Below are 23,369 nucleotides of genomic sequence, written 5' to 3'. Positions count from 1 at the left end.
TCCGGGGTGTCTTTTCCGGGCTGTATTTTCCGGGGCGAGCCCGGGGGCTTATATGATCAATCTATGCCTTCTCTAGCCTCAACTGCACCCATCGGCACGCTGGTCCCGGGGACAGTGAGCCCGCAGCTTCCCGTGCCGCCGTCCATCCCGCGTCCGGAATATGTGGGCAAGCCGGCTCCTGCGAAGTTCACAGGCTCCGAGGTCAAGTCGGCGGAGACCATCGAGAAGATCCGGATCGCCTCCAAGATCGCCGCCCAGGCCATCGTGGAGGTCGGCAGGCACATCGAACCCGGCGTCACCACCGACCAGCTGGACCGGGTGGGCCATGAGTTCCTGCTGGACCACAACGCGTACCCCTCCACCCTCGGATACCGGGGCTTTCCGAAGTCCCTGTGTTCGTCCCTCAACGAGGTCATCTGCCACGGGATCCCGGACAGCACGGTGGTCCGGGACGGCGACATCCTCAACATCGACATCACGGCCTTCATCGGCGGCGTCCATGGCGACACCAACTACACCTTCCTGGTCGGCGACGTCGACGAGGAATCCCGCCTCCTCGTCGAGCGCACCCGGGAATCGCTGAACCGCGCCATCCGGGCCGTGGCTCCCGGACGCGAAATCAACGTGATCGGCCGGACCATCGAGTCCTACGCAAAGCGCTTCGGCTACGGCGTGGTCCGCGACTTTACCGGGCACGGAGTTGGCGAAGCCTTCCACACCGGGCTGATCATTCCGCACTATGACGCGGCCCCGGCATACAACACCACCATGGAAACCGGTATGGTGTTCACGATCGAGCCAATGCTGACCCTGGGCACCGTTGACTGGGACATGTGGGCCGATGACTGGACCGTCGTGACCCGCGACCGCAAGCGCACCGCCCAGTTCGAGCACACCCTGCTCGTGACGGAGTCCGGTGCCGAGGTCCTCACGCTGCCCTGACCGCCTGCTCCACACGCTAGTTCCCGTAACCACCCCGCTCTCTCACCACCGGCCCTGCCCGGTCACTACAGCCCGCCCCTGCCACGAACGGAACGACATTGGCCAAGAAGGACGAAAAGTCGAAGAAGAACGCCCCCCTGATCGGCATTGACATCGGTGGGACCGGAATCAAGGGCGGGATCGTGGACCTGAAGAAGGGGAAGCTGATCGGTGACCGCGTGCGCTTCCCGACGCCGCAGCCCTCCACTCCTGAATCGGTGGCCGAAGTCGTCGCGCAGGTTGTCGCCGAGCTCTCGGCCCGCTCCGATGCCCCCGACGCCAGCAGCCCCGTGGGCGTGACCTTCCCCGGCATCATCCAGCACGGCGTGGTCCATTCGGCCGCGAATGTGGACAAGTCGTGGCTGGAAGCCGACATCGACGCCATGCTCACGGCGCGTCTCGGCCGCCCGGTGGAGGTCATCAATGACGCCGACGCCGCGGGACTCGCCGAGGCCCGCTTCGGTGCCGGCGAGGGAGTCGCCGGCACGGTGCTGGTGATCACCCTTGGCACCGGCATCGGCTCGGCGTTCATCTTCGACGGCAAGCTGGTTCCCAACGCCGAACTCGGTCACCTGGAGATTGACGGCTTCGACGCCGAGACCAAGGCCTCAGCCGTGGCCCGTGAGCGCGAGGGCCTCAGCTGGGAACAGTACAGCGTCCTGCTGCAGCGCTACTTCTCCCACGTGGAATTCCTGTTTTCCCCCGAGCTCTTCATCGTGGGCGGCGGCATCTCCAAGCGTGCGGACGAGTACCTGCCACACATGAAGCTGCGCACGCCGATCGTCCCGGCCGAGCTGAAGAACGACGCCGGGATCGTGGGCGCGGCCATCGAGATTGCCCTCAAGCACAAGCTGGCAAAATAAAGGCCCATCGCGGGATTAAAACCACTTGAGCTATCACTCCGGGTCGTTCTGAACGCTGGGAACGACCCGGAGTGATAGCTCAATTTCTTTGTGGAGCGGTGAGGTGGAGCCGGTGGTGGCTGCGGCTTCCCCTCCGCTGCCACCACCGGAGTCTGTGGTGGATCCTGGGACGCCGTCGCCAGGACAATCAGGACATTTACGACGGCGCCTGCAGCGGCCGCTTGTCCGGGCTCTTGCCGTCCCGGCCCTTGGTCTCTGCCTCATGGCGAAGCAGGGAAATCGCCGATTCGAAGTCCTCGAGCGATTCGAAGGCCTGGTAGACGCTGGCGAACCGCAGGTAGGCAACCTCGTCGAGACGCTGCAGCGGCTCCAGGATCGCCAGCCCGACTTCGTGGGCCTCGATTTCGGCGGCGCCGGAGCCCCGGATCGCCTCCTCGACTTCCTGCGCCAGCAAGGCGAGATCGTCTTCGGTGACCGGGCGGCCCTGGCAGGCCTTGCGCACGCCGTTGATGACCTTGCTGCGGCTGAACGGCTCGCCGACCCCGGAGCGCTTGATGACGGTCAGGCTCGTGGTTTCCACGGTGGTGAACCGGCGGCCGCATTCGGGGCACTGCCGGCGGCGCCGGATGGCGGAGCCGTCGTCGGCGATCCGACTGTCCACGACGCGCGAATCAGGGTTCCGGCAGAACGGGCAATACATGTCGGTTCCTCCCCTGTCGCAATCCGCTGTGACCTCAGTTTACGACTAGATGTAGCTGAATAACAAGCCTGTAATTACTACATGTAGTGGTCTGGGTCCTGAACTACCGGGCGGCGAACCGCACCGTGACGGCCTCGCCATGCGCCGGCAGGTCCTCCGCGCCGGAGAGGCTGACGATATGGCCGCTGACCTGCTCCAACGCGGCCCGGCTGTAGTTGATGACCTGGATGGCGCGCAGGAACGTGGTCACATTCAGTCCGGAGGAGAAGGCCGCGGTGCCGCTGGTGGGCAGCACGTGGTTGGAGCCGGCGCAATAGTCCCCCAGGCTCACGGGGCTGTAGTCCCCCACGAAGATCGCACCGGCGCTGCGGATCCGGCCGGCCACCCGGGCGGCGTCGGCGGTCATGATCTCAAGGTGTTCCGCGGCGTACGCGTCGCAGGCGGCAATGCCCTGCTCCAGGTCCTCGACCAGCACCACCCCGGACTGCGGGCCCGAGAGCGCCTCGCGGACGCGGCTGGAGTGCTTGGTGGCAGCGGCCTGCCGCTCAAGCTCCACGCGGACCTCTGCGGCGAGGGCTTCGGAGTCGGTGAACAGCACCGATGCAGCCTTGGGGTCGTGCTCGGCCTGGCTGATGAGGTCCGCGGCCACGAGGGCAGGACTGGCGGTGGCGTCCGCGAGGATCGCGATCTCCGTGGTGCCGGCCTCGGAATCGATCCCGACAACCCCTTTAACCAGGCGCTTGGCGGTGGCCACGAAGATATTGCCCGGACCGGTGACGACATCCACGGGGTCGATCCCGGGGAGGTGGCCGCCGTCGGACGCGTCGGCCGGGATGCCGTAGGCGAAGGCCGCAATGGCCTGCGCCCCGCCGATCGCGTAGACCTCCTCGATGCCCAGCAGGCAGGCCGCAGCCAGGATCGTGGGGTGCGGGAGGCCGCCGAAGTTCTTTTGCGGCGGCGAGGCCAGGGCAATCGATTCGACGCCGGCGGCCAGGGCCGGGACCACGTTCATGATCACCGAGGACGGGTAGACCGCCAGGCCGCCGGGGACATAGAGCCCCACGCGCGCCACCGGCACCCAGTTCTGGCTGACGACGGCACCCTCGCCGAGTTCGACGTCGATGTTCGCCGGGCGCTGGGCGTCGGCGAAGGCGCGGGCCCGCTTGATGGACTCCTCCAGGGCCGCGCGGACGGCGGGATCCAGGTTCTCGAGGGCTGCACGCAGCGCCTCGGCCGGGACGCGGGGATGCGTCTGCTCGACGCCGTCGAAAGCCAGTGCCAGCTCCCGCAGTGCGCCGAAACCCCGCGCGCGGACGGCGGAGATGATATCCAGGACCTTGCCCTCGGCGTCGGCCATCGTCCCGGACTGTGCCCGGGGCACGGCTGCGCGGAGTCCGGCGAGAGACAGGTGCGCACCGCGCACGTCCACCGTGCGGAAGTTAAGGGCGGCGGTCATCGGGGTCACGGGGCTGTCAGGAGTTAGGCTCACCCGATCATTTTACGTGCCCCGCCGCGGCGGGGTTTGCCGCCGTTGCCCGGGAAGAGGCTGTTCAGGAAGATGGCCAGGGCGATCGCTGCCGGCCAGATGGCGAGGACCGCATAGGAGCGCAGGGAGAAAGCGACGCTGGCGCTGGCCGAAGTATCTGCCGGCGCTCCCCACCATTGGGCGCTGAGCACACCGGTTCCCCACGCGATGAGCGCACCGGCAGCGCCGGCGAGGACCACGAGGACAACAGCGCCGGGGCCGGGCTGCTGGTGCTTGTTGCCGGCGACGAACGACCCGGCAATGCACCCTGCGAGCAGGCACAGCCCCGCCAGCACAAGGTCCCGGGGCAGCCAGGTGGCGGTGTTGGTGCCGGCGGCGAGGTCAGGGTTTCCGGTCAGGAGATTCAGGCCCGACGGCGCCAGAAGCCACCAAAGCAGCCCCACCGGGATGCCGGCGGCCGCGATGACCGCGGCCTTCCGCCATGTCCCCCCGGAACCGGGCTGCCCCTCGGGACGCCGCTCGGGCTGTGCGGGCTCCCCGGCGTGGTGGACGGGGCCGTCGACTGCGGACTGTGTCATGCAACAAACCGTAACAAGGATTCCCGCGGCGCATGACGCCGGCCGGCAGCACATGACGGGAGACGTAAAGAAAATGCCGCACTCGATTCCCCTGCGCAATACGCTGGCAGAGTAGAAGTACGACACGCACGTGCAGCAGGGAGTTGGATCGCAGTGGCCACAGATGAAGGTATTTTCGAGGGAACATTCAGGGAAATGTTCCGCCGGCACGCGGCGGGCGTGGCCATCATCACGGCCAACCACAACGGCGTCCCGTTCGGATTCACGGCGACCTCCGTGGCCTCTCTGTCCGCCAAGCCGCCGCGCTTTACGTTCAACATGGCCAGGACCTCCAGCTCGTGGCCGGCCGTGGCGAACACGACCTACATTGGCGTGCACATGCTCGGGCTGGAAAACCAGGAGCTCGCCGACCGTTTCGCCCGGGCCGGCAACCGGTTCGACGGCGACCACTGGGAGCTCGGACCCCACGAGGTGCCCGTGCTCAAGGGAGTCAGCGGCTGGCTGATCGGCAAGGTCCAGATGCGGCTCTCCTTCGAGAACAACGCGGTCGTGGTGGTCGAGGTGGTGGAGGGCCAGGTCGGCGACGACGGTGTTCCCCTGCTCTACCACTCCGGGGCCTACAGCCAGCCCGTTCCGCTCGACTACGAGATCTGACAGACGCCTCTACGGGCCACGGCAAATTAACACGGCACATTAAAACTTCCCCGGTGGTGCATCCGGCGACGGCCTTCGGCCGGTAATAAGGGTGTAAGCACAACCACCGCCCCCATGTGGGCCCCGATGAGGAGTTGGAAATGCGCAAGACACTCTCTGCAGCCACCGGAGCAATGACGCTGCTGGCAGCACTGGCCCTGGCCGCCCCGGCCCAGGCCGGGACCTGGCATCACCGCGACGAGGGAACGGCAAAACTGTCCGTCCTCCACGGCGTTCCGGGCCTTACCGTCGATGTCTGGGTCGACGGCAAACTCGCCCTGGACAACTTCAAACCGGGCACATTGGCCGGGCCGTTGAACGTCCCCGACGGAGACCACAAGGTCGCCATCACCGGCGCCGACGCCACCAGCGCCGACCACCCCGTGATAGGCCCGGTCACAGTGGACCTCGAAGAAGGTCGGGACTACACAGCGGTCGCACATCTGGCCGCTGACGGGACGCCCACGGCCACCCTTTTCACCAATGACACCTCCGCCAGCCCGGAGGGAAAGGGCAAGCTGACCGTCCGGCACGTCGCTGCGGCGCCCGCCGTCGATGTCCTGGCCGGTGGCAACGCGGTCATTGAGGGACTCACCAACCGGCATCAAAAGACCCTCACTCTCAAGGCCGGAACCGTCCCGGCCTCGGTCGCAGCCGAGGGAACCACTGCCCCGCTGATCGGTCCGGCCGACATCAAGGTCACTGCGGGGAAAAACACCATCGTCTACGCCTGGGGAAGCCTCGCCGACAACAACCTTGGGGCCGCCGTACAGGTAGTGGACTCCTCATCGCGCGGACACAAAGGCCACCACGAGTAAGCCAACCGGAGCTCCAGCAGGCATCCTGTTTTCTCACCCGGTGGGGTCGCATCAACCGCGGCCCCACCGGCACGCACACAGTGACAGCCCGGAAGGCTGACCCAGTTCGACCATGGCGGAGTCCCCGCGCGAGCGGCATAATGTGGTGCAACAGGGGCCACTGCCGCTCAAAGGAGCACCTGATGGAGGCTGCCGCATCGCACGATTGGGACTCCGGTCTCGACCACGCATTTGCCGGCGGCGACGAACGCGTCCTCGCGGAGGCGTACCGACGGTTCAGTCCGCTCGTCTACACGCTGGCGCTAAGATCCTTGGGAGAGCGTGCCGCTGCCGACGACGTCACCCAGGAGGTCTTCATTCGGGCCTGGAAATCACGGACCACATTTCGCCCGGAGGCGGGGCGGCTGCCGGCATGGCTGATCGGGATCGCCCGCAATGCAATCTCCGACGCCTTGTCCGCTCGCTCCCGCCAGCGCCATCTCGAACAAGCAGCCACTCTCTTGGTCGTTGACCCCGTTTCCCGCCCGGACGCCGGGGACGTAGAAGAGGTCGCCGACCGCCTGACGTTGGACGAAGAACTGGAGCATTTAGGGGATCCACAGCAAGTAATAATGCGGCTGGCGTTCTATGAAGACCTGACTCACGACCAGATCTCGTCGCGCCTCAACCTGCCGCTCGGTACTGTTAAAAGCCACATCCGGCGCAGCCTCACCCGCTTACGCACCCGCCTGGAGGTGGAACATGGAACACCTTGACGCCGAACTTCTTAGTCTGCTGGCCCTTGGCGAGCCCCTGGGCACGGACGCCGACGCCGACCACCTCGCCAGCTGCCCCACGTGCAGCGAAACCCTCCGAGGCCTGCAACATGCCGTGCACGTTGCCACCCTCGACACCGCAGGCATCGAACTCGAGCAACCCGGCAGCCAGAACTGGGCCGCCATCCATCAGGCCCTCGGCCTCTCGCCGGCCCTCGCAACGGATCCCTTGAGCCAGCCCAGCTCAGGGCACCCTGCCCCGGAGAAACCAGCCGCACCGGAGAAACCTGCCGCGGCGGAGGCGCGCCCGAACCACGGCGGCGGCACAAAGCCGGCACCGATACCGCTGCGGCCCCGCGCCAAAGACAGGCATGGCCGTCCCGGTCTGTGGGTTATCGCGGCTGCGGCCGGAATCGTTCTTGGCACGGCCGCCGGATGGACCGCTGCCGGAGTTCTCGGACACACCGGCACTCCCACACCCACCTCCACCCAGTCGGGTACCGCTTCGACAGTCGTCGCCCAAACGTCCCTGACTCCGCTGCCCGCACATACCGGGAGCGGAGACGCCCGGGTGGAGCAACTCCCCGATGGAACCCGGCACCTGATCATCCGGCTCTCCAACGACCACATCACCGGATTCCGGGGAGTGTGGGTCGGCTCTGCCGACCTGTCCAGAATGGTCAGCCTGGGTGTCCTCGACAATGAATCCGGCATCTTCACCATCCCGGACGGCATTGATCTGGCCCAGTACCCCATCGTGGACGTCTCCAACCAGCCATACAACGGGAACCCGGCCCACTCCGCCGACAGCATCGCCCGGGGAACGCTCAACCCGAAAACATGATCCTCGGATGCTGTGCGTGAACCCTCGCGGGGCGGCGATACTCAGGGTGCCCTGGATCGCTCAGCCTTGCCTGGCCGCCAGCAACCCCCTGCATGTCAGTTATCCAAACAGGTCGGGCCGAGCAGCACCTTCAAGTCGCCGAACAGTGACGGGCTCGGGTTGACGCGCAGGTGTACCGGCAGGCCCATGACCTCCACCCGGGTGTCGCCCTGCAGGTGCAGGCGGACCTCCGAATTTCCGCGGTGCGTGCGCAGCACGTCGCCCAGCTCGGTGACCACGGCCTCGGTGGCCTTGTGCGTGGCCATGGTGATCACCACAGGCCCGTTCTGGCTGTCACTGAGGTCCGGCACGGAGAGTTCCATGCAGTTCAAGGTGACGGCGCCGTCGTCGCGCCGCTGCAGCCGGCCCTTGACCACCACGATCAGGTCCTCCGCGAGCACCGAGGCGATGGGGCCGTAGACCTGGCCGAAGAACATGACCTCCATGGAACCGGCGAGGTCCTCGATTTCGGCCCGGGCGTAGGCGTTGCCGCTGGCCTTGGCGATCCGCCGGCTGAGCGAGGTGATCATACCGGCGATGGTCACGATCGAGCCGTCCGGCGGCCCGTCTTCGGCGATGATCGAGGTGATCGACCGGTCGGCGTGCTGGCTCAGGAGCCCTTCCAGTCCTTGCAGCGGGTGGTCGGAGACGTAGAGGCCGAGCATGTCGCGCTCGAACGCCAGTTTGTCCTTCTTCTCCCATTCCGGCAGGTCCGGGATCTCGGTGCTGAGCGACGCCTCGGGCTCCTGGTCCTCAAAGCCGGCGAAGAGGTCGAACTGGCCGATCGCCTCGTTGCGCTTGAGGGTGATGACGGAGTCGATCGCTTCTTCATGGATCATGGCCAGGGCCCGCCGGGGGTGGCCGAGCGAGTCGAAGGCGCCGGCCTTGATCAGGGATTCGATGGTGCGCTTGTTGCAGACCACTGCCGGGACCTTCAGGAGGTAGTCCTTGAAGGAGGTGTAGGCGCCTTCTTTTTCGCGCGCCGCCACCATGGCTTCGACGGCGTTCACGCCGACGTTGCGGATGGCGCCCATGCCGAAGCGGATGTCGGTGCCCACAGGGGTGAAGTTGAGGGCTGACTCGTTGACGTCGGGCGGCAGCACAGTGATGCCCATGCGCCGGCATTCGTTGAGGTAGATCGCCGACTTGTCCTTGTCGTCGCCCACTGAGGTCAGCAGGGCAGCCATGTACTCCGGCGCGTAGTGCGCCTTCAGGTACGCGGTCCAGTAGGAGATCACGCCGTAGGCGGCCGAGTGCGCCTTGTTGAAGGCGTAGTCGGAGAACGGCAGCAGGATGTCCCAGAGGGTCTTGACCGCGGCCATGGAATAGCCGTTGTCCTGCATGCCCTGGGAGAAGCCGGCGAACTGCTTGTCCAGCTCGGATTTCTTCTTCTTGCCCATGGCGCGGCGCAGGATATCGGCCTGGCCCAGGGTATAGCCGGCGAGCTTCTGCGCCACGGCCATGACCTGCTCCTGGTACACGATCAGCCCGTAGGTCCCGCCGAGGATCTCGGACAGCGGTTCCTCGAGCTCCGGGTGGATCGGTATGACTTCCTGGATCTTGTTCTTGCGCAGCGCGTAGTCGGTGTGCGCGTTGGCGCCCATGGGTCCGGGCCGGTAGAGGGCCAGCACGGCGGAGATGTCCTCGAAGTTGTCAGGCTTCATCAGCTTGAGCAAGGACCGCATGGGACCGCCGTCGAGCTGGAAGACGCCCAGTGTGTCTCCGCGGGCCAGCAGTTCGTAGGACGCCGTGTCATCCAACTCGAGCGTTTCGAGGTCGAGCTCGATGCCGCGGTTCATTTTGATGTTTTCCAGGGCATCGGAAATGATCGTCAGGTTTCGCAGCCCGAGGAAGTCCATCTTGATCAGGCCGAGGCCTTCGGACGTCGGGTAGTCGAACTGGGTGATGACCTGGCCGTCCTGGAAACGGCGCATGATCGGGATCACGTCGATGATGGGGTCCGAGGACATGATGACGCCGGCGGCGTGCACGCCCCATTGCCGCTTCAGGCCCTCGATGCCCAGCGCCGTCTCGAAGACCTTGGCGGCCTCCGGGTCGGTGCTGATGAGCTGGCGGAAGTCGCCGGCCTCGCTGTAACGCTTGGAGTCCTTGTTCTGGATGTCGGCCAGCGGGATGTCCTTGGCCATCACGGCCGGCGGGAGCGCCTTGGTCAGCGTCTCGCCCATGCTGAACGGGTAGCCCAGCACGCGCGAGGAGTCTTTGAGGGCCTGCTTGGTCTTGATGGTGCCGTAGGTGACGATCATCGCCACGCGCTCGTCGCCGTATTTGCGCGTGACGTAGTCGATCACTTCGGAACGTCGCCGGTCATCGAAGTCGACGTCGAAGTCAGGCATGGAGACGCGGTCCGGGTTGAGGAAGCGCTCGAAGATCAGGCCGTGGTGCAGCGGGTCCAGGTCGGTGATGCGCATCGCGTAGGCCACCATGGAGCCGGCGCCGGAGCCGCGCCCGGGACCGACCCGGATGCCGTTGTTCTTGGCCCAGTTGATGAAGTCGGCGACGACGAGGAAGTAGCCCGGGAAGCCCATCGAGGTGATGACTTCGAGCTCATAGTCGGCCTGCTTGCGGACCTTGTCCGGGATGCCTTGGGGATAGCGGTAGCGGAGTCCCTTGTCGACCTCCTTGACCAGCCACGACGTTTCGTCCTCCCCCTCCGGGCAGGGGAACCGGGGCATGTAGTTGGCGCCGGTGTTGAAGGAAACTTCGCAGCGTTCGGCGATCAGGAGCGTGTTGTCGCACGCCTCGGGGTGGTCGCGGAACAGTTCGCGCATTTCCTGCGGTGACTTCAGGTAGTAGCCACTGCCGGAGAAGGCGAAGCGCGAGCCGCCGTTGTCGTAGGTCGGCTCCAGGAGGGTGGAACCGGACTGGATGGCCAGCAGGGCCTCATGCGCCTTGGCGTCATGCTCGTGCGTGTAGTGCAGGTCGTTGGTGGCCACCAGCGGCAGGTTCAGGTCCTTGGCCAGGCGCAGGAGGTCACCTGTGACGCGCCGCTCGATGTCCAGGCCGTGGTCCATGAGCTCACAGAAGTAGTTCTCCGCCCCGAAGATGTCGCGGAACTCCGCCGCGGCCTCCAGGGCTTCGCGGTACTGGCCGAGCCGCAGCCGGGTCTGGACCTCGCCGGACGGGCAGCCGGTGGTGGCGATGAGCCCTTCCGAGTAGGTGTTCAGCAGCTCACGGTCCAGCCGGGGCCATTTGCCGAAGACCGAGTCCAGCGAGGCGATCGAGGAGGCCCGGAAAAGGTTCCGCATGCCCACGTTGTTGTAGCTGAGCAGGGTCATGTGCGTGTACGAGCCGCCGCCGGAAATGTCGTCCTTGCGCTGGTGCTCCTCGCCCCAGCGCACACGGGTCTTGTCCGTGCGGGCGGTCCCGGGAGTCACATAGGCTTCGACGCCGATGATGGGTCTGATGCCCTGGTCTGTTGCGCGCTTCCAGAAGTCGAAGGCGCCGAACAGGTAGCCGTGGTCCGTCGTGGCGAGGGCCGGCATGCCGAGCCGTTCGGTTTCGTCGAACAGCTCACCGAGCCGGGCGGCACCGTCCAGCATCGAGTACTCGGTGTGGTTGTGGAGATGGACAAACGAGTCGTTGCTGGAAGTCACCGCACCATTCTAGTGCCGTGCCACGACGGCGGCGTGCAGCCACGGCGGTGGGCACCGAACGGCGGCAACGGGCGGCCCGGCAGAACCCCGTGGATTCAGACCGCCCGTGCCGTGCGGCTCAGGCGTTTCCGGACTCCAGGACCGTCAGCGCGTACTGCAGGTCCTGCGGGTACTCGCTGGCGACGGTAACCCGCTCCCCTGTCCGCGGGTGGTCGAAGGACAGTTCCCGGGCGTGCAGCCACTGCCGGGTGAGGCCGAGGGTGGCGGCCAGCCTCGGGTCCGCGCCGTAGGTGAGGTCACCGGCGCAGGGGTGGCGCAGGGCCGAGAAATGCACGCGGATCTGGTGGGTGCGGCCCGTTTCGAGGTGCACCTCCACGAGTGAGGCCTTCCCGAAAGCTTCCAGGACCTCATAGTGCGTCACCGAATCACGGCCGTCCTCGGTCACGGCAAACCGCCAGTCATGGCCCGGGTGCCGGCCGATGGGCGCGTCGATGGTGCCCGCCAGCGGATCGGGAAGGCCCTGGACGACGGCGTGGTAGACCTTGTCCACGGTGCGCTCCTTGAATGCGCGCTTGAGCACGGTGTAGGCATTTTCGGTCTTGGCCACCACCATGACACCGGAAGTGCCGACATCGAGCCGATGGACGATGCCGGCGCGCTCCGGGGCGCCCGACGTCGAAATCCGGTAGCCGAGCCCGGCGAGGCCACCCACCACCGTGGGTCCCACCCAGCCGGGCGAAGGGTGGGCGGCGACACCGACCGGTTTGTCGATGACCACAAATTCGTCATCGTCCAGCAGGATCAACAGGTCGTCCACTACTTCCTCCACGATTTCCAGGGGGTCCCTGCGGTCCGGCACCACGACCTCAAGCACGGTGCCCAGGGTGAGTTTGAGGGACTTTCCGACCTTCCCTGCGTTGCTGGTGACGTTGCCTTCGGCGATCAGGACTGCAGCCTGCGAGCGGGAGATGTCCATCAGCCGGGCCAGTCCGGCGTCCACACGGGAACCGGCGAGGTCCTCCGTGACGGTGAAGCGGTGGTGCCCGGCGGGTGCGGTGCCGGCTTCGGCGGCCATATCGGCCGCCATATCAGCGGCGTTTCCTGAGGCAGTGTCAGACATCGTTGGCCACCGTATCCTTCGTATGGCGCGAGCCGTCCAGGGAGATTCCGCGGAGCGTGAGCAGGCAGATGATCACGACGGCGGAGACGACGGCGGAGTCGGCGATGTTGAAGATCGCGAAGTTTGGCAGCTGGATGAAGTCCACCACATGGCCCATCGCGAAGGACGGCTCGCGGAACAGCCGGTCCGTCAGGTTCCCGAGTGCGCCGCCGAGCAGCAGTCCCAGCGCCAGGGCCCACCAGAGCGAACCGAGCTTGCGCAGCTGCAGCAGGATCGCGACAGACACGGCCGCCATGATGATTGTGAACACCCAGGTGACGTTCTCGCCGATCGAGAACGCCGCCCCCGAGTTGCGGATGTAGAACCAGTGCAGCAGCGGGGGAAGCACGGGGATCCGCTCACCCTCGGTCATGGTGGTCGTGACCCAGAGCTTGGTGAGCTGGTCGAACACGTAGGCGAAGACCGCAAAGGCAGCGAAAAGGACAAACAGCTTTGCCCGCCGCGGCCGGGCGCGCACGGGCTGTGCCGCCTCGACAGGCTGCATGGCGTCTGGTGATGGTGCGTCAGTCATAGGGCTTTCGATCGGGAGCCAGTGCGGGGACCGGGTTCAGGTACCGGCAAGTGCCGGGCACCTGGGCCGGTGCCGGCACGTCGCGGGAAAAGGGAAAAGCCGGCGGCCGAGGAATCCTCAGCCACCGGCTTTCAGAATACTTGCTTTTTGCCCTAGCTGGCTTCGCCAACCTCGGGGGCCGCGACGGAGCCGCGGGCGTCCAGGTCGCGGAGCTGGCCTTCGATGTAGGCCTTCAGGCGTGAGCGGTAGTCGCGCTCGAAGCCGCGAAGCTGTTCGACCTTGCGTTCCAGGACGGAGCGCTGCTGCTCGAGGGCACCGAGGATCTTGCGGGACTTTTCCTGCGCATCGTTGACGAGGCTGCTGGCCTCGATCTGAGCTTCAGCGATGATTTTGTCCCGCTGCTGCTCGCCGTCGGCGACGTGCTTGTCGTGCATCTGCTGCGCCATGGCGAGCAGGCCGGCGGCGGACTCCGACGCCGGGGTGGCGGCGCTGCGCGCCGGCTCGACAACCTGGGCGGCCTTGGCGGCCTGCTCGGCTTCCTTCTTCTTAGCGGCTTCTGCGGCCGCCTTTGCCTTGGCCTCGGCCTCGGCCTTGGCGGTGTCTTCCTTCTCGGCCTTGACGGGTGCCGGGACCTTTTCCACCACGGGTGCGGCGGCTGCGGAGCTGGCAGGCGTGCCGGCGCCGGATTCGGCGAGCTTCTTGCGCAGCTCGTCGTTCTCCTGGTTCAGGCGCCGAAGTTCGACGACGATCTCGTCCAGGAAGTCGTCAACCTCGTCCTGGTCGTAGCCTTCGCGGAACTTGGTCGGCTGAAAGCGCTTGTTGACAACGTCTTCTGGCGTCAAAGCCATCTGGTCACCTCGTTGGTCTAGTTAGTCAGTAGGCCTTCCGGCCGTCAAACTACGGTACCTAAATATGGTCTGGTTCCTCTAATTCAACACCGCAGTGTCAAACCGGAGTTTACTTTCGGTTTGGGCCTGGGCCGGGCAGGTCGCTGCCCGGCTGCGGCTGCGGCCTATGCCGCGATCGGCTGGGCGTACACCAGGCCCTTGACGATCCACATCGCCACGCTCACGGCCACGAACAGCAGCAGGAAGCCTATGTCCAGCGACATTCCGCCCAACCGCAGCGGCGGGATGAGCCGGCGGAGCAGTTTGAGGGGCTTGTCCGTGACCGAATACACAGCATGAGCGGTCACGAGTGCCAAACCGCGCGGCCGCCAGCTTCGGGCAAACATCTGCACCCAGTCGTAGACCAGACGGATGATCAATGCCACGAAAAAAAGCAACAGAACGATATAGACGAGCCCCAAAACAATTCCCATGAGCTAACTCATATCTCCATGTTCATTCCGGATACCGAAGTGTCCTAAGGAAAGTGTCACTTCTATTTCAACACGGATAATTCCGCACGGATGCCAGGCAGGTGTCCCCGCCTGGCATCAGTACCGAATATTCGGGCCTAGCTCTGGTTGAAGAAACTTGCCTGCGTCTCGCTGACCTTCTTGTCGTCGCCAATGACTTCGACGTACGACGGCGAGAGCAGGAAGACCTTGTTCGTCACCCGTTCGATGCTGCCGCGCAGGCCGAAAACAAGACCGGCGGAGAAGTCCACGAGGCGCTTGGCGTCAGCCTCGCCCATGTCGGTGACGTTCATGATGACGGGGATGCCGTCGCGGAAGCTTTCGCCGATGAGCTTGGCGTCGTTGTACGACCGCGGATGGATGGTCGTGATTTGCCGGAGTCCGGTGGTCTCTTCGCGGCTCGATGCCGCACGCTTGATGGGTGTCACAGGTGCGCGATATTCCTCTTCAGCGGCGTGGGGCTCTTCCCGGGGGACCTCGCGGACGGGCGCCGGAGCACGTCGTTCCTCGCGGTCCTGCTCCATGGATTCGTCCTCATCCTTGTGCGGTGTGGGGTGCTCAGACTCGTAGTGTTCGTCGCCGTCGGCGAGCCCAAGATAGATCATTGTCTTGCGCAGAGCGCCAGCCATGGTCGACTCCTAATCTTGTCCGTAAGCGGGCCGCTTAGTGACTAGACAGCCTTGGAATCCCCGCCATTACCTTCCAATATGTCGAACTTACCGCAGGGCCGGACGCGGACCCAGAATATCGGAGCCAATGCGCAGGTGTGTCGCCCCGAAGCGGACGGCCTCTTCGAGGTCCTGGCTCATGCCGGCGGATATTCCCGTGGCGTAGGGAAATTGTTCGGCCAGGCGCCCGGAAATGCCCGCCAGCTTTTCGAAGGCAGCCGCCGGGTCCGCCCCGAGCGGGGCAACGGCCATGACGCCGGCGAGCCTCAGTCCGCCGGCACCGGCGACCTGTTCGGCCAGCGCGGTGACTTCGCCGGGCGCCGCGCCGCCGCGGTGGGCCGCTGCTGCGTCGCCGGCCTGCTCGGCCAGGCTGACCTGGATGAAACAGTCCAGGGGCGGGCGGCCGGTGCGGTCGGCTTCGACGGCCATCGCCTTGGCCAGGGCCGAGGCGACGGCTTCCCGGTCCACGGAGTGCACGGACGCGGCGTACTTCACCACGGATTTGGCCTTCTTGCTTTGGAGTTGACCGATGAAGTGCCAGCTCAGGCCAAGGTCCTGAAGCTGCGCCGCCTTTTCCGCGGCCTCCTGGTCCCGGTTCTCCCCGACGTCGGTGACCCCCAGCGACGCCAGCCGCCGGACGTCCAGCGCAGAATGGAACTTGGTGACGACGATCAGGCGCGGCGGCGCCGCCTGCCGGCCCGCGGCGGCCACGGCGGCGTCGATCCGGCGGCGGACGGCCGCGAGGTTCGCCTCCAGCTGGGCCAGACGGGGGCCTTCCAGCGCGTCCGTTCGGTTCTCATGGTTCTCCCCCGGCGCCGTGACGGGCTCGACGGCGTGTGCGTCCGGGCGCTGCGCCGGTTCAGTCATGGCCATACTCCCTTTTCCCGTCAGTCCCGTCAGTGCCGTCAGTCCCGTGGGTGCCGTCCGTCCACGCCAGCCCGGCGAAGCGGCCGGTGTGGCTGTTGCGGCGGTAGGAGAAGAGGGTGTCGTCCTCGAGGGTGCATCCCCCGGAGTATTCGATCGCGACGCCCGCAGCTTCCAGCTGGCTCCGCACTCCGGCTGGCAGGTCCAGACCAGGGGTGCCGGTCGAGGTGGTGCACCAGGTGGCAGGCACGGCCGCGGAAACGTCCGCGCGCAGACTGCCGGGGACTTCATAGCAGCGCCCGCAGACCGAGGGGCCCACCCAGGCGCTGATGCGGTCCGCACCGAGCTCCCGGAGGCGGGCCACAGCGGCTGGCACCACCTCGGCGGCGACGCCTGGCCGTCCGGCGTGGACGACGCCCAGCACCGGCGCCCCGGCCGGATCCTCGCCGACCAGCACCACCGGCACGCAGTCGGCCACCAGGACGGCCAGCGGCTCAGTCAGGGAGACCATGGCATCGGCCGTGGGCGCGGCCGGACCTTCACCCGCGGAGTCCGCGGCCGGGGACCCAACGATGGTGGCGACGTCACTGCCGTGGACCTGGTTCATGTACCGGAAGGAGCGCCCGCCGAGCCCGGCGGCCGCTTCGAGCTCCGCGCGCCGGCGGCGCACCGCCACGGGGTCATCACCGACATGCAGTGCCAGGTTCCCGGCTCCGGCGTCGGTGAAAGCCACCCATACGCCCGGCCGGACTTCAGCCCGCCAGCAAAACAATCACAACACCGCCATCAACATGTCCGGAATACCTGCGTTCATACAATCCACCGTAACCCGCCGCAAAGCAGCATGGCACCGCCGGACGGCGGTGCCATGCTGGAGCGGAACTATTTACTTCAGGAAGTCCGGGACATCCAGGTCATCGGAGTGCCGGCCGGACAGGTCCGGCTCCACGACGGCCGGAAGGTCGACGTCGAAGCCCGAATCGGCCGGTACGGCAGAGGGACGCTGCTGGCCCCAGCCGCCGTAGCCGGAGGCGCCGACGGTGGCGTGCAGCGGCTGAACCGGGGCGGAGGCGGGTGCCTGCGCCGGGGCGGGGGCGGGGGACGCGGGACGCTGCGGCGCGGCCGGCAGGGACTGGTCCATGGACGGCGAGGTGGCCTTGACGTCGTCGAAGCCGGCGGCGATGACGGTGACGCGTGCCTCGTCGCCGAGGGCGTCGTCGATCACGGCGCCGAAGATGATGTTGGCCTCCGGGTGGGCGACTTCCTGGACCAGGCGGGCTGCCTCGTTGATTTCGAAGAGGCCAAGGTCCGAGCCGCCCTGGATGGACAGCAGCACGCCGTGCGCGCCGTCGATCGATGCTTCCAGCAGCGGGGAGGCGATGGCCAGCTCCGCGGCCTTCACGGCGCGGTCTTCGCCGCGGGCAGAACCGATGCCCATCAGCGCGGAACCGGCACCCTGCATGACGGACTTGACGTCGGCGAAGTCGAGGTTGATCAGGCCGGGGGTGGTGATGAGGTCCGTGATGCCCTGGACACCGGAGAGCAGGACCTGGTCGGCGGAACGGAACGCGTCCAGGACGGAGACGTTGCGGTCGCTGATGGAGAGCAGGCGGTCGTTCGGGATCACGATCAGGGTGTCGACTTCATCGCGCAGGGCGTCGATGCCGGCCTCGGCGGAGCCGGCACGGCGGCGGCCTTCAAACGTGAAGGGGCGCGTCACGACGCCGATGGTCAGGGCGCCAAGGGACCGTGCGATCCGGGCGACGACGGGGGCGCCGCCGGTTCCGGTTCCGCCGCCTTCGCCGGCGGTGACGAAGACCATGTCTGCGCCCCGGATGACCTCTTCGATTTCATCGGCGTGGTCCTCCGCGGCCTGCCGGCCAACTTCAGGGTTCGCGCCAGCACCGAGTCCACGGGTCAGCTCACGCCCGACGTCGAGCTTGACGTCGGCATCGCTCATCAACAATGCCTGGGCATCGGTGTTGATGGCGATGAATTCGACGCCGCGAAGACCGACCTCGATCATGCGGTTGACTGCGTTCACGCCACCGCCGCCGATGCCGACGACCTTGATGACGGCCAAGTAATTCTGCGGAGCTGCCACGTTACGTGTCCCTTGTTCGTGTACTAATGCGAAAACTGATCGAGTCCTGCTTGAAGCTTTGAACCTTAACCTTCGACTTGAAGGTTATAGTTATGTCAAGTAACTCATGTCTGTGACGGTATTTCCTATGCAGGGGACATTCAATAACCGGCGCCGCGTGTCGCGCGATTACCGGGCAAATAGCCCCTGTAAGTAGTCCCGCGGGCAGCTGGACGTCCGCTGGACATCCGTGACGCGGCGGATCCGATTGCCGGCTACCGCGTGACTGGGTGCCGGGGCACGCTGACATCGTAGACCTTCACCGGGTTTTTGGGGTCGGCCGGGACCTTCAGGAGGGCAGAAAGGACCCGCGCCTTCAGCTCCTTCTCCCCCGCGTTGCCCCAGACGATTGTCTGCCCGTCGACGAGTTTGAGTTCGACGGCGTCGGCAGACGCGGCAGAGGCGTTGGAGAGCCGCGCCAGCACGTCCGCCGGCAGGGCCCCCAGCACCGCCGTGATGGCCTGGAACAGGTCCTTCGGCAGCGTTCCGCTGCCGCCGTCGATCACCGGCAGCGATACCGAGGCCGCATCGGCGGTGGTGCTGAGCTGGACACCGTCGACGTCCACCAGCTGGAATGTCTTGCCCTGCTTGACCAGGGCCACGGGAATGCGCTCGGTGACGTGCACCTGCAAGGTGGCGGGCGGCAGCGCCTTCGCGGTGACGTCCTTGACCTGGACCAGCGGCTTGAGCAGGGCTGTGACCTCCTCCTCGCTGATCTGCGGCAGCGGCTTGCCCTGAAGGGGCGCGAGGGCGGCCTGGACCTGATCCGGGTGCAGCATCTTTGTACCCTCCACCGTGACCGTGCGCAGGGCCAGCACGGGCGAGTAGACGGCGGCCGCGACGATGCCCGCCATCAGCACGGCCACGATCCCGATGGTGCTGAGCAGGATCCGCCGGCGGCGCTTGCCCTTGGGCTCGGGGAAGGACAGCACCTTTCCGGGCCCGTTGTCCGGGGTGGCCTGCGGGTTCTGCAGGTTCTGCGGATTGCGGGACCGACCGACGGCGGTGTCCTCGGCGGTGTCGGCGGCGGTCTTGGACGCAGAAATGACATCCGTGCCCGTCCCGGCGGACGGCGGCCGGGAGCCGGTGCCGGATCCGCCACGGTAGGTGGGGCGCCTGGTGCTAGGCACCGGCGGCCTCGGCCGTCAGGGCCTCGACAATCAGCGGCCCGTAGGCCGTGACGTCCCCGGCGCCGGCGGTCAGCACGATGTCCCCGGGGCCGGCGGCCGCCAGCAGCGCCTGCACAGCCTCCCCGTCGGGTCCGACAAGGCGGCCGCCTGAGCCCAGGTGCTCGGCGATCAGCCCGCTGGTGACCCCTGGAATAGGATCCTCGCGGGCAGGATAGATGTCCAGGACCAGGGCCGTGTCCGCGGTGTTGAGCGCTTCGGCGAACTCGCGGGCAAATTCCCGGGTCCGGGAAAACAGGTGCGGCTGGAAGAGCACGTGCACCTTGTGCTCCCCGGCGACGGCACGTGCCGCGGACAGGGCGGCGCGGACTTCCGTGGGGTGGTGGGCGTAGTCGTCGTAGACGCGGACGCCGCAGCCCTCCCCCTTGAACTCGAAACGGCGTGAGGCGCCGGAGAAGTGGGCCAGTGCCGCCGCGGCGGTGCCGGGCGCGACGCCGAGTTCGATCGCCACGGCGAAGGCGGCGGCAGCGTTGAGTGCGTTGTGCCGGCCCGGAACCTGCAGTTCGACGCCGAACGTGCCCGCCGTCGTCGAGATCCCCATCCGGCCGGGTCCCGCGTCGTGCAGCCGAATGGCGGCGTCGTCGGCGGTTCCGTAAAGCACCACGCGGGTGTTGCCGCGGGCCAGGGTGCGCTCGGCCAGTGCCCTGGCCCCGGGGTCGTCAGCGCACGCCACCAGGACGCCGTCCGCCGGGAGCAGGGCCGTGAAGCGGTCGAAGGAGGCATAGACGGCCTCGGCGGTGCCGTAGAAGTCCAGGTGGTCCGGCTCGACGTTGGTCACCACGGCGATCGTGGGGCGGTAGTTCAGGAAGGAGCCGTCCGATTCGTCGGCCTCGGCGACGAAGATCCCCGCCGTGCCGTGTGCCGCATTGACTCCGAGCGCCGGGACGTTGGCGCCGATCGCGAAGGACGGGTCCAGTCCGGCGCCCTGCAGCAGCACCGTGATCATGGAGGTCGTGGTGGACTTGCCGTGCGTTCCGGCGACTGCCACCACAGTGTCATCCGCCATCGTGGCGGCCAGCGCCTCGGAGCGGTGCAGCACCGGGAGTCCGGCGGCGCGGGCCGCCGCGAGCTCGGGGTTGTCGGGCCGGATCGCGGAGCCGGCGACCACCGTCTGGGCGTCTCCCAGGTTGCCGGGAGCATAGCCGACGGCGATCCGCGCCCCGGCGGCCGCGAGGTCCGCCATGACGGGCAGCGACTTGGCGTCGGAGCCGCTCACCGGGATGCCGCGGGCCACCATGATGCGGGCAACGGCGGACATGCCGACGCCGCCGATGCCGATGAAGTGGACGCGGCCGAGGGATTCCAGGGCATGCGTGCCGTGTTGGGGCTGGGTCATTGCTCTACTGCTTCCTGCCGTGCTGGTTCGTGCCCTGCTGTTTCGGACGCTGCTGTTTCGGACTCTGCCGGTTCCCGCTGCGCTCGTTCGAAGACGCCACGCCGAGGATGAGATCGGCCATGCGCCGGTCGGCGTCGCGGATGCCGAGCTGTTCGGAGCTGGCTGCCATCCGGTCCAGCCTGTCCGTGTCCAGCAGCAGGGGAATGATGTTCCCGCTGATCCAGTCGGCGGAGAAGGCCTTGTCATCGATTATCAATGCGCCGCCCGCGGCGACCAGGCCCGCGGCGTTCAACGCCTGCTCGCCGTTGCCGATGGGCAGGGGCACGAAAACGGCAGGCACGCCCACGGCGGCCACCTCGCAGACCGTGGCGGCTCCGGCACGGGCCAGCAGCAGGTCCGCCGCGGCGTAGACGGTTTCCATCCCGTCGACGTACTCCACCTGCCGGTAGCCTGGCGCAGCGAGCGGTTTGCCGTCGGCGTCGTGGACGGACTTGCCGCGACCGGTGATGTGCAGGGTCTGCACGCCGGCGTCGGCGAGGGCCCCGACGGCCGCGGCGAGGGACCGGTTGATGCTCTGGGCGCCCGAGGACCCGCCCGTGACGATGAGTGTGGGCCGGTCCGCGTCCAGGCCGAGCGCCTGCCGTGCACCGGCCCGGGCGGCCGCGCGGTCGAGGCCGGAAATTTCGGGGCGCATGGGCATGCCTACGTGCCGGGCGGCACGGCCCAGTTTGGTCGCGGCGAAGGCCACTGCCACGTGGGCGCCGAGGCCTGCGCCAACGCGGTTAGCCAGGCCGGGACGGGTGTTGGCCTCGTGGACCACGATCGGGATCTTCCGGCGCCGGGCAGCGAGGTACATCGGTGTGCACACGTACCCGCCGACCCCCACCAGGACGTCGGCGCCTGCCTCGTCCAGGATGGAACCCGCCTGCTTCACCGCACCGGCCATCCGGCCCGGCAGCCGGAGCAGATCCGCGGAAGGCCTGCGCGGGAGCGGGACACGGCTGATGGTGGCAAGGTCCAGGCCGGCCGCCGGGACGAGCCGCGCTTCCATTCCCCCGGGGGTCCCGACAGCCAGGAGCTGCACTCCGGGGCGGGACTGCCGGAGGGCGCCGGCAATTGCCAGCAGCGGGCTGATATGGCCGGCGGTTCCGCCGCCAGCAAGGACCACGGACAAGGGCGACTCGGTGTTCATGAAGGGCTGTTTACGCTTTCGTACGGTTCTTGGTGGCGGGGCTCTTGGCGGGGTTCTTGGTGGGGTTCTTGGTGGCGGGGCTCTTGCCTGCGGGGGCCTTGGGCCGGGCGGCCGTGCGGGCGGCGGACCGGCTGGAGGCCGTGCTGGCGGCGGACCGGCTGGCGGCAGTCCTTGCAGCCCGGGCAGCGCGGGCCCTCCGCACGGAATTGGCGAAGGCGGCCGGGCCGAACCTGAGCATCTTCTTCGGCTGCATGCCGGGGTCCATCTGTGCCCGGGCCAGGGACAGGACGACGCCGATTGCGCACAGCGACATCAGCAGGGCCGAGCCGCCATAGGAAATGAAGGGCAGTGGGACACCGATCACCGGTGCCAGCCCGGTGACCACGGCCATGTTGACGCTGGCCTGGCCCAGCAGCCAGACCATGATCGTGCCGGCCAGGACGCGGTGGAAGACATCGTGCTGGGCGACGACCACCCGGTAGATGGCGGTGCCGAGGATGGCGAACAGGACCAGGACGACGATCGTGCCGACCAGTCCGAGTTCCTCGCCGATGATCGCGAAAATGAAGTCGTTGTGCGCTTCCGGGATCCAGCTGTACTTCTGCCGGCTCTGGCCCAGTCCGACGCCGAACCAGCCGCCGGACGCGAGCCCGTACAGGCCGTTGGTGGACTGGTAGTTCAGGTCGGAACCGTCGGCGCAGGTCTGGCCCGTCCATGACAGGATGCGGCACATCCGGTTCGGGCTCGTGACGGCGAGGATCGTCGCGCCAAGGGCCAGGACCGCCCCGGCGAACCCGAAAAGGTACAGCCGCACGCCGGCGAAGAACAGCGCGGCGGCCACGATGATCATCACGATCATGGCCGTCCCGAGGTCGTTTCCGGCCAGGATGAGGCCCAGGACCGCAATGGCGCCCGGGAGCACGACCGGAATGAGCGCGTGGCGCCATTCGTGGAGGAGCTTGGCCTTGCGGTCAAGCACGGTGGCCATCCAGAGCGCGAGGGCGAGCTTGGCGGCTTCGGAGGGCTGGAACGTGAACGGACCGACGTCGATCCAGTTCTGGTTGCCCAGCGCGCTGCGTCCCACGAGGAGCACCAGGCCCAGCAGCGCAATGGCCAGGAACATGAGCGGCCAGGCGAAGCGCCTGAGCCAGACGACGTTCACGCGGGAGAGGACAAGCATCGCGAAGACGCCAATCGCGGCGAATCCGCCCTGTTTGAGGGCGGCGGAGTACGGCGACTCCCCCGCGGCGATGGCTTCCACGCTGGAGGCCGAGAGGACCATCATGATCCCGATCGCCGTCAGCGCCAGGGTGGAGCCAAGGATCAGGTAGTACGTGGATCCGTTGCGCGACCTGCCGGTGCCTTCCAGCGCGGACCAGAATCCGCGGCTCCAGGCACGCACCCGGGCCGCGGGGGTGACGGCGGGGCCGCCGGCCGTTGGCCGTGCCGCCGAAGGGGCCGGACGGCCGGCGGGCGTGCCACTGGTGGCCCCGCCTCTACTGGCCCCGCCTGCGGCGGGTCGCGCCGCCGTCGTACGTGTGGGCGTGCTGACCATTG

The 23,369-nt window shown here is 67.2% G+C and carries 22 protein-coding genes; 6 read left to right on the top strand and 16 right to left on the bottom strand.

The features are described 5' to 3' along the window. The first annotated feature begins 63 nt into the window (after positions 1–63). Positions 64–942 (top strand): type I methionyl aminopeptidase, encoded by an 879-nt coding sequence (gene map / locus AC1DNG_RS17435; RefSeq protein WP_028275863.1) that lies wholly within the window; start codon positions 64–66, stop codon positions 940–942. Positions 943–1,040: 98 nt separating this feature from the next. Then, positions 1,041–1,844: a polyphosphate--glucose phosphotransferase gene (gene ppgK, locus AC1DNG_RS17430; RefSeq protein WP_223916650.1), complete on the top strand. Its 804-nt coding sequence runs from the start codon at positions 1,041–1,043 to the stop codon at positions 1,842–1,844. A gap of 196 nt (positions 1,845–2,040) precedes the next feature. Here ppgK and nrdR read toward each other — a convergent pair whose 3' ends face one another. The 3 genes from nrdR to AC1DNG_RS17415 all read right to left on the bottom strand — a co-directional run bounded on the left by nrdR (position 2,041) and on the right by AC1DNG_RS17415 (position 4,608). Continuing rightward, positions 2,041–2,544 carry a transcriptional regulator NrdR gene (gene nrdR, locus AC1DNG_RS17425; RefSeq protein ID WP_028275865.1) on the bottom strand — a complete coding sequence of 168 codons (504 nt, stop codon included), beginning with the start codon at positions 2,542–2,544 and terminating at the stop codon, positions 2,041–2,043. Positions 2,545–2,647: 103 nt separating this feature from the next. Further along, positions 2,648–4,000, bottom strand: a complete 1,353-nt coding sequence (gene hisD / locus AC1DNG_RS17420) for a histidinol dehydrogenase (RefSeq protein WP_374208246.1) — start codon at positions 3,998–4,000, stop codon at positions 2,648–2,650. Between the two features lie 29 nt (positions 4,001–4,029). Beyond that, the gene (locus tag AC1DNG_RS17415) at positions 4,030–4,608 is read right to left on the bottom strand and encodes a hypothetical protein (RefSeq protein WP_476887865.1); all 579 of its coding nucleotides are present in this window, start codon (positions 4,606–4,608) and stop codon (positions 4,030–4,032) included. 195 nt (positions 4,609–4,803) lie between these two features. On the opposite strand from AC1DNG_RS17415, the gene AC1DNG_RS17410 reads away from it, so the two are divergent. From AC1DNG_RS17410 to AC1DNG_RS17395, 4 genes are all read left to right on the top strand, one after another. Next, the gene (locus AC1DNG_RS17410; protein WP_018772361.1) at positions 4,804–5,262 is read left to right on the top strand and encodes a flavin reductase family protein; all 459 of its coding nucleotides are present in this window, start codon (positions 4,804–4,806) and stop codon (positions 5,260–5,262) included. Positions 5,263–5,402: 140 nt separating this feature from the next. Beyond that, positions 5,403–6,119: a DUF4397 domain-containing protein gene (locus AC1DNG_RS17405; protein WP_476859847.1), complete on the top strand. Its 717-nt coding sequence runs from the start codon at positions 5,403–5,405 to the stop codon at positions 6,117–6,119. A gap of 182 nt (positions 6,120–6,301) precedes the next feature. Beyond that, a complete protein-coding gene (locus AC1DNG_RS17400; RefSeq protein WP_476859848.1) occupies positions 6,302–6,874 on the top strand; it encodes an RNA polymerase sigma factor in 573 nt (190 codons plus the stop codon). Further along, positions 6,861–7,718, top strand: a complete 858-nt coding sequence (locus AC1DNG_RS17395; RefSeq protein WP_476887864.1) for an anti-sigma factor — start codon at positions 6,861–6,863, stop codon at positions 7,716–7,718. The genes AC1DNG_RS17400 and AC1DNG_RS17395 overlap by 14 nt, the downstream gene beginning before the upstream one ends. A 95-nt stretch (positions 7,719–7,813) precedes the next feature. Here the strand turns inward: AC1DNG_RS17395 and dnaE are convergent, their stop codons facing one another. From dnaE to ftsW, 13 genes are all read right to left on the bottom strand, one after another. Further along, on the bottom strand, positions 7,814–11,371 hold the full coding sequence (gene dnaE, locus AC1DNG_RS17390) for a DNA polymerase III subunit alpha (protein ID WP_476850425.1): 3,558 nt from the start codon (positions 11,369–11,371) through the stop codon (positions 7,814–7,816). Between the two features lie 118 nt (positions 11,372–11,489). Further along, positions 11,490–12,458 carry an RluA family pseudouridine synthase gene (locus AC1DNG_RS17385; protein ID WP_028275872.1) on the bottom strand — a complete coding sequence of 323 codons (969 nt, stop codon included), beginning with the start codon at positions 12,456–12,458 and terminating at the stop codon, positions 11,490–11,492. A gap of 25 nt (positions 12,459–12,483) precedes the next feature. Continuing rightward, positions 12,484–13,062, bottom strand: a complete 579-nt coding sequence (gene lspA / locus AC1DNG_RS17380; RefSeq protein WP_223916639.1) for a signal peptidase II — start codon at positions 13,060–13,062, stop codon at positions 12,484–12,486. A 152-nt stretch (positions 13,063–13,214) separates the two neighbouring features. Next, complete coding sequence (locus AC1DNG_RS17375; protein ID WP_028275874.1) at positions 13,215–13,910, bottom strand: DivIVA domain-containing protein; 696 nt, start codon at positions 13,908–13,910, stop codon at positions 13,215–13,217. A 164-nt stretch (positions 13,911–14,074) separates the two neighbouring features. Further along, positions 14,075–14,383, bottom strand: a complete 309-nt coding sequence (locus AC1DNG_RS17370) for a YggT family protein (protein ID WP_230008815.1) — start codon at positions 14,381–14,383, stop codon at positions 14,075–14,077. 137 nt (positions 14,384–14,520) lie between these two features. Then, on the bottom strand, positions 14,521–15,051 hold the full coding sequence (locus tag AC1DNG_RS17365; RefSeq protein ID WP_230008814.1) for a cell division protein SepF: 531 nt from the start codon (positions 15,049–15,051) through the stop codon (positions 14,521–14,523). 87 nt (positions 15,052–15,138) lie between these two features. After that, positions 15,139–15,957 carry a YggS family pyridoxal phosphate-dependent enzyme gene (locus AC1DNG_RS17360; protein ID WP_476887863.1) on the bottom strand — a complete coding sequence of 273 codons (819 nt, stop codon included), beginning with the start codon at positions 15,955–15,957 and terminating at the stop codon, positions 15,139–15,141. Beyond that, on the bottom strand, positions 15,950–16,726 hold the full coding sequence (locus AC1DNG_RS17355; RefSeq protein WP_230008812.1) for a purine nucleoside phosphorylase YfiH/LACC1 family protein: 777 nt from the start codon (positions 16,724–16,726) through the stop codon (positions 15,950–15,952). The genes AC1DNG_RS17360 and AC1DNG_RS17355 overlap by 8 nt, the downstream gene beginning before the upstream one ends. Positions 16,727–16,840: 114 nt before the next feature. After that, entirely contained in the window at positions 16,841–18,058 is a 1,218-nt protein-coding gene (gene ftsZ / locus AC1DNG_RS17350; RefSeq protein ID WP_476857734.1) for a cell division protein FtsZ, read from the bottom strand. Between the two features lie 254 nt (positions 18,059–18,312). Next, entirely contained in the window at positions 18,313–19,227 is a 915-nt protein-coding gene (locus tag AC1DNG_RS17345; RefSeq protein ID WP_476887862.1) for a cell division protein FtsQ/DivIB, read from the bottom strand. Then, entirely contained in the window at positions 19,220–20,620 is a 1,401-nt protein-coding gene (gene murC / locus AC1DNG_RS17340; protein ID WP_476887861.1) for a UDP-N-acetylmuramate--L-alanine ligase, read from the bottom strand. The genes AC1DNG_RS17345 and murC overlap by 8 nt, the downstream gene beginning before the upstream one ends. 4 nt (positions 20,621–20,624) lie before the next feature. Continuing rightward, on the bottom strand, positions 20,625–21,812 hold the full coding sequence (locus AC1DNG_RS17335) for a UDP-N-acetylglucosamine--N-acetylmuramyl-(pentapeptide) pyrophosphoryl-undecaprenol N-acetylglucosamine transferase (protein ID WP_476887860.1): 1,188 nt from the start codon (positions 21,810–21,812) through the stop codon (positions 20,625–20,627). 10 nt (positions 21,813–21,822) lie between these two features. Continuing rightward, positions 21,823–23,367, bottom strand: a complete 1,545-nt coding sequence (ftsW, locus tag AC1DNG_RS17330; RefSeq protein WP_476887859.1) for a putative lipid II flippase FtsW — start codon at positions 23,365–23,367, stop codon at positions 21,823–21,825. Positions 23,368–23,369 lie beyond the last annotated feature (2 nt).

Source organism: Arthrobacter sp. 01T425, assembly GCF_056398725.1.
Note: the sequence above shows the minus strand (reverse complement) of the source record. Positions and strands in the feature narration are given on the sequence as shown.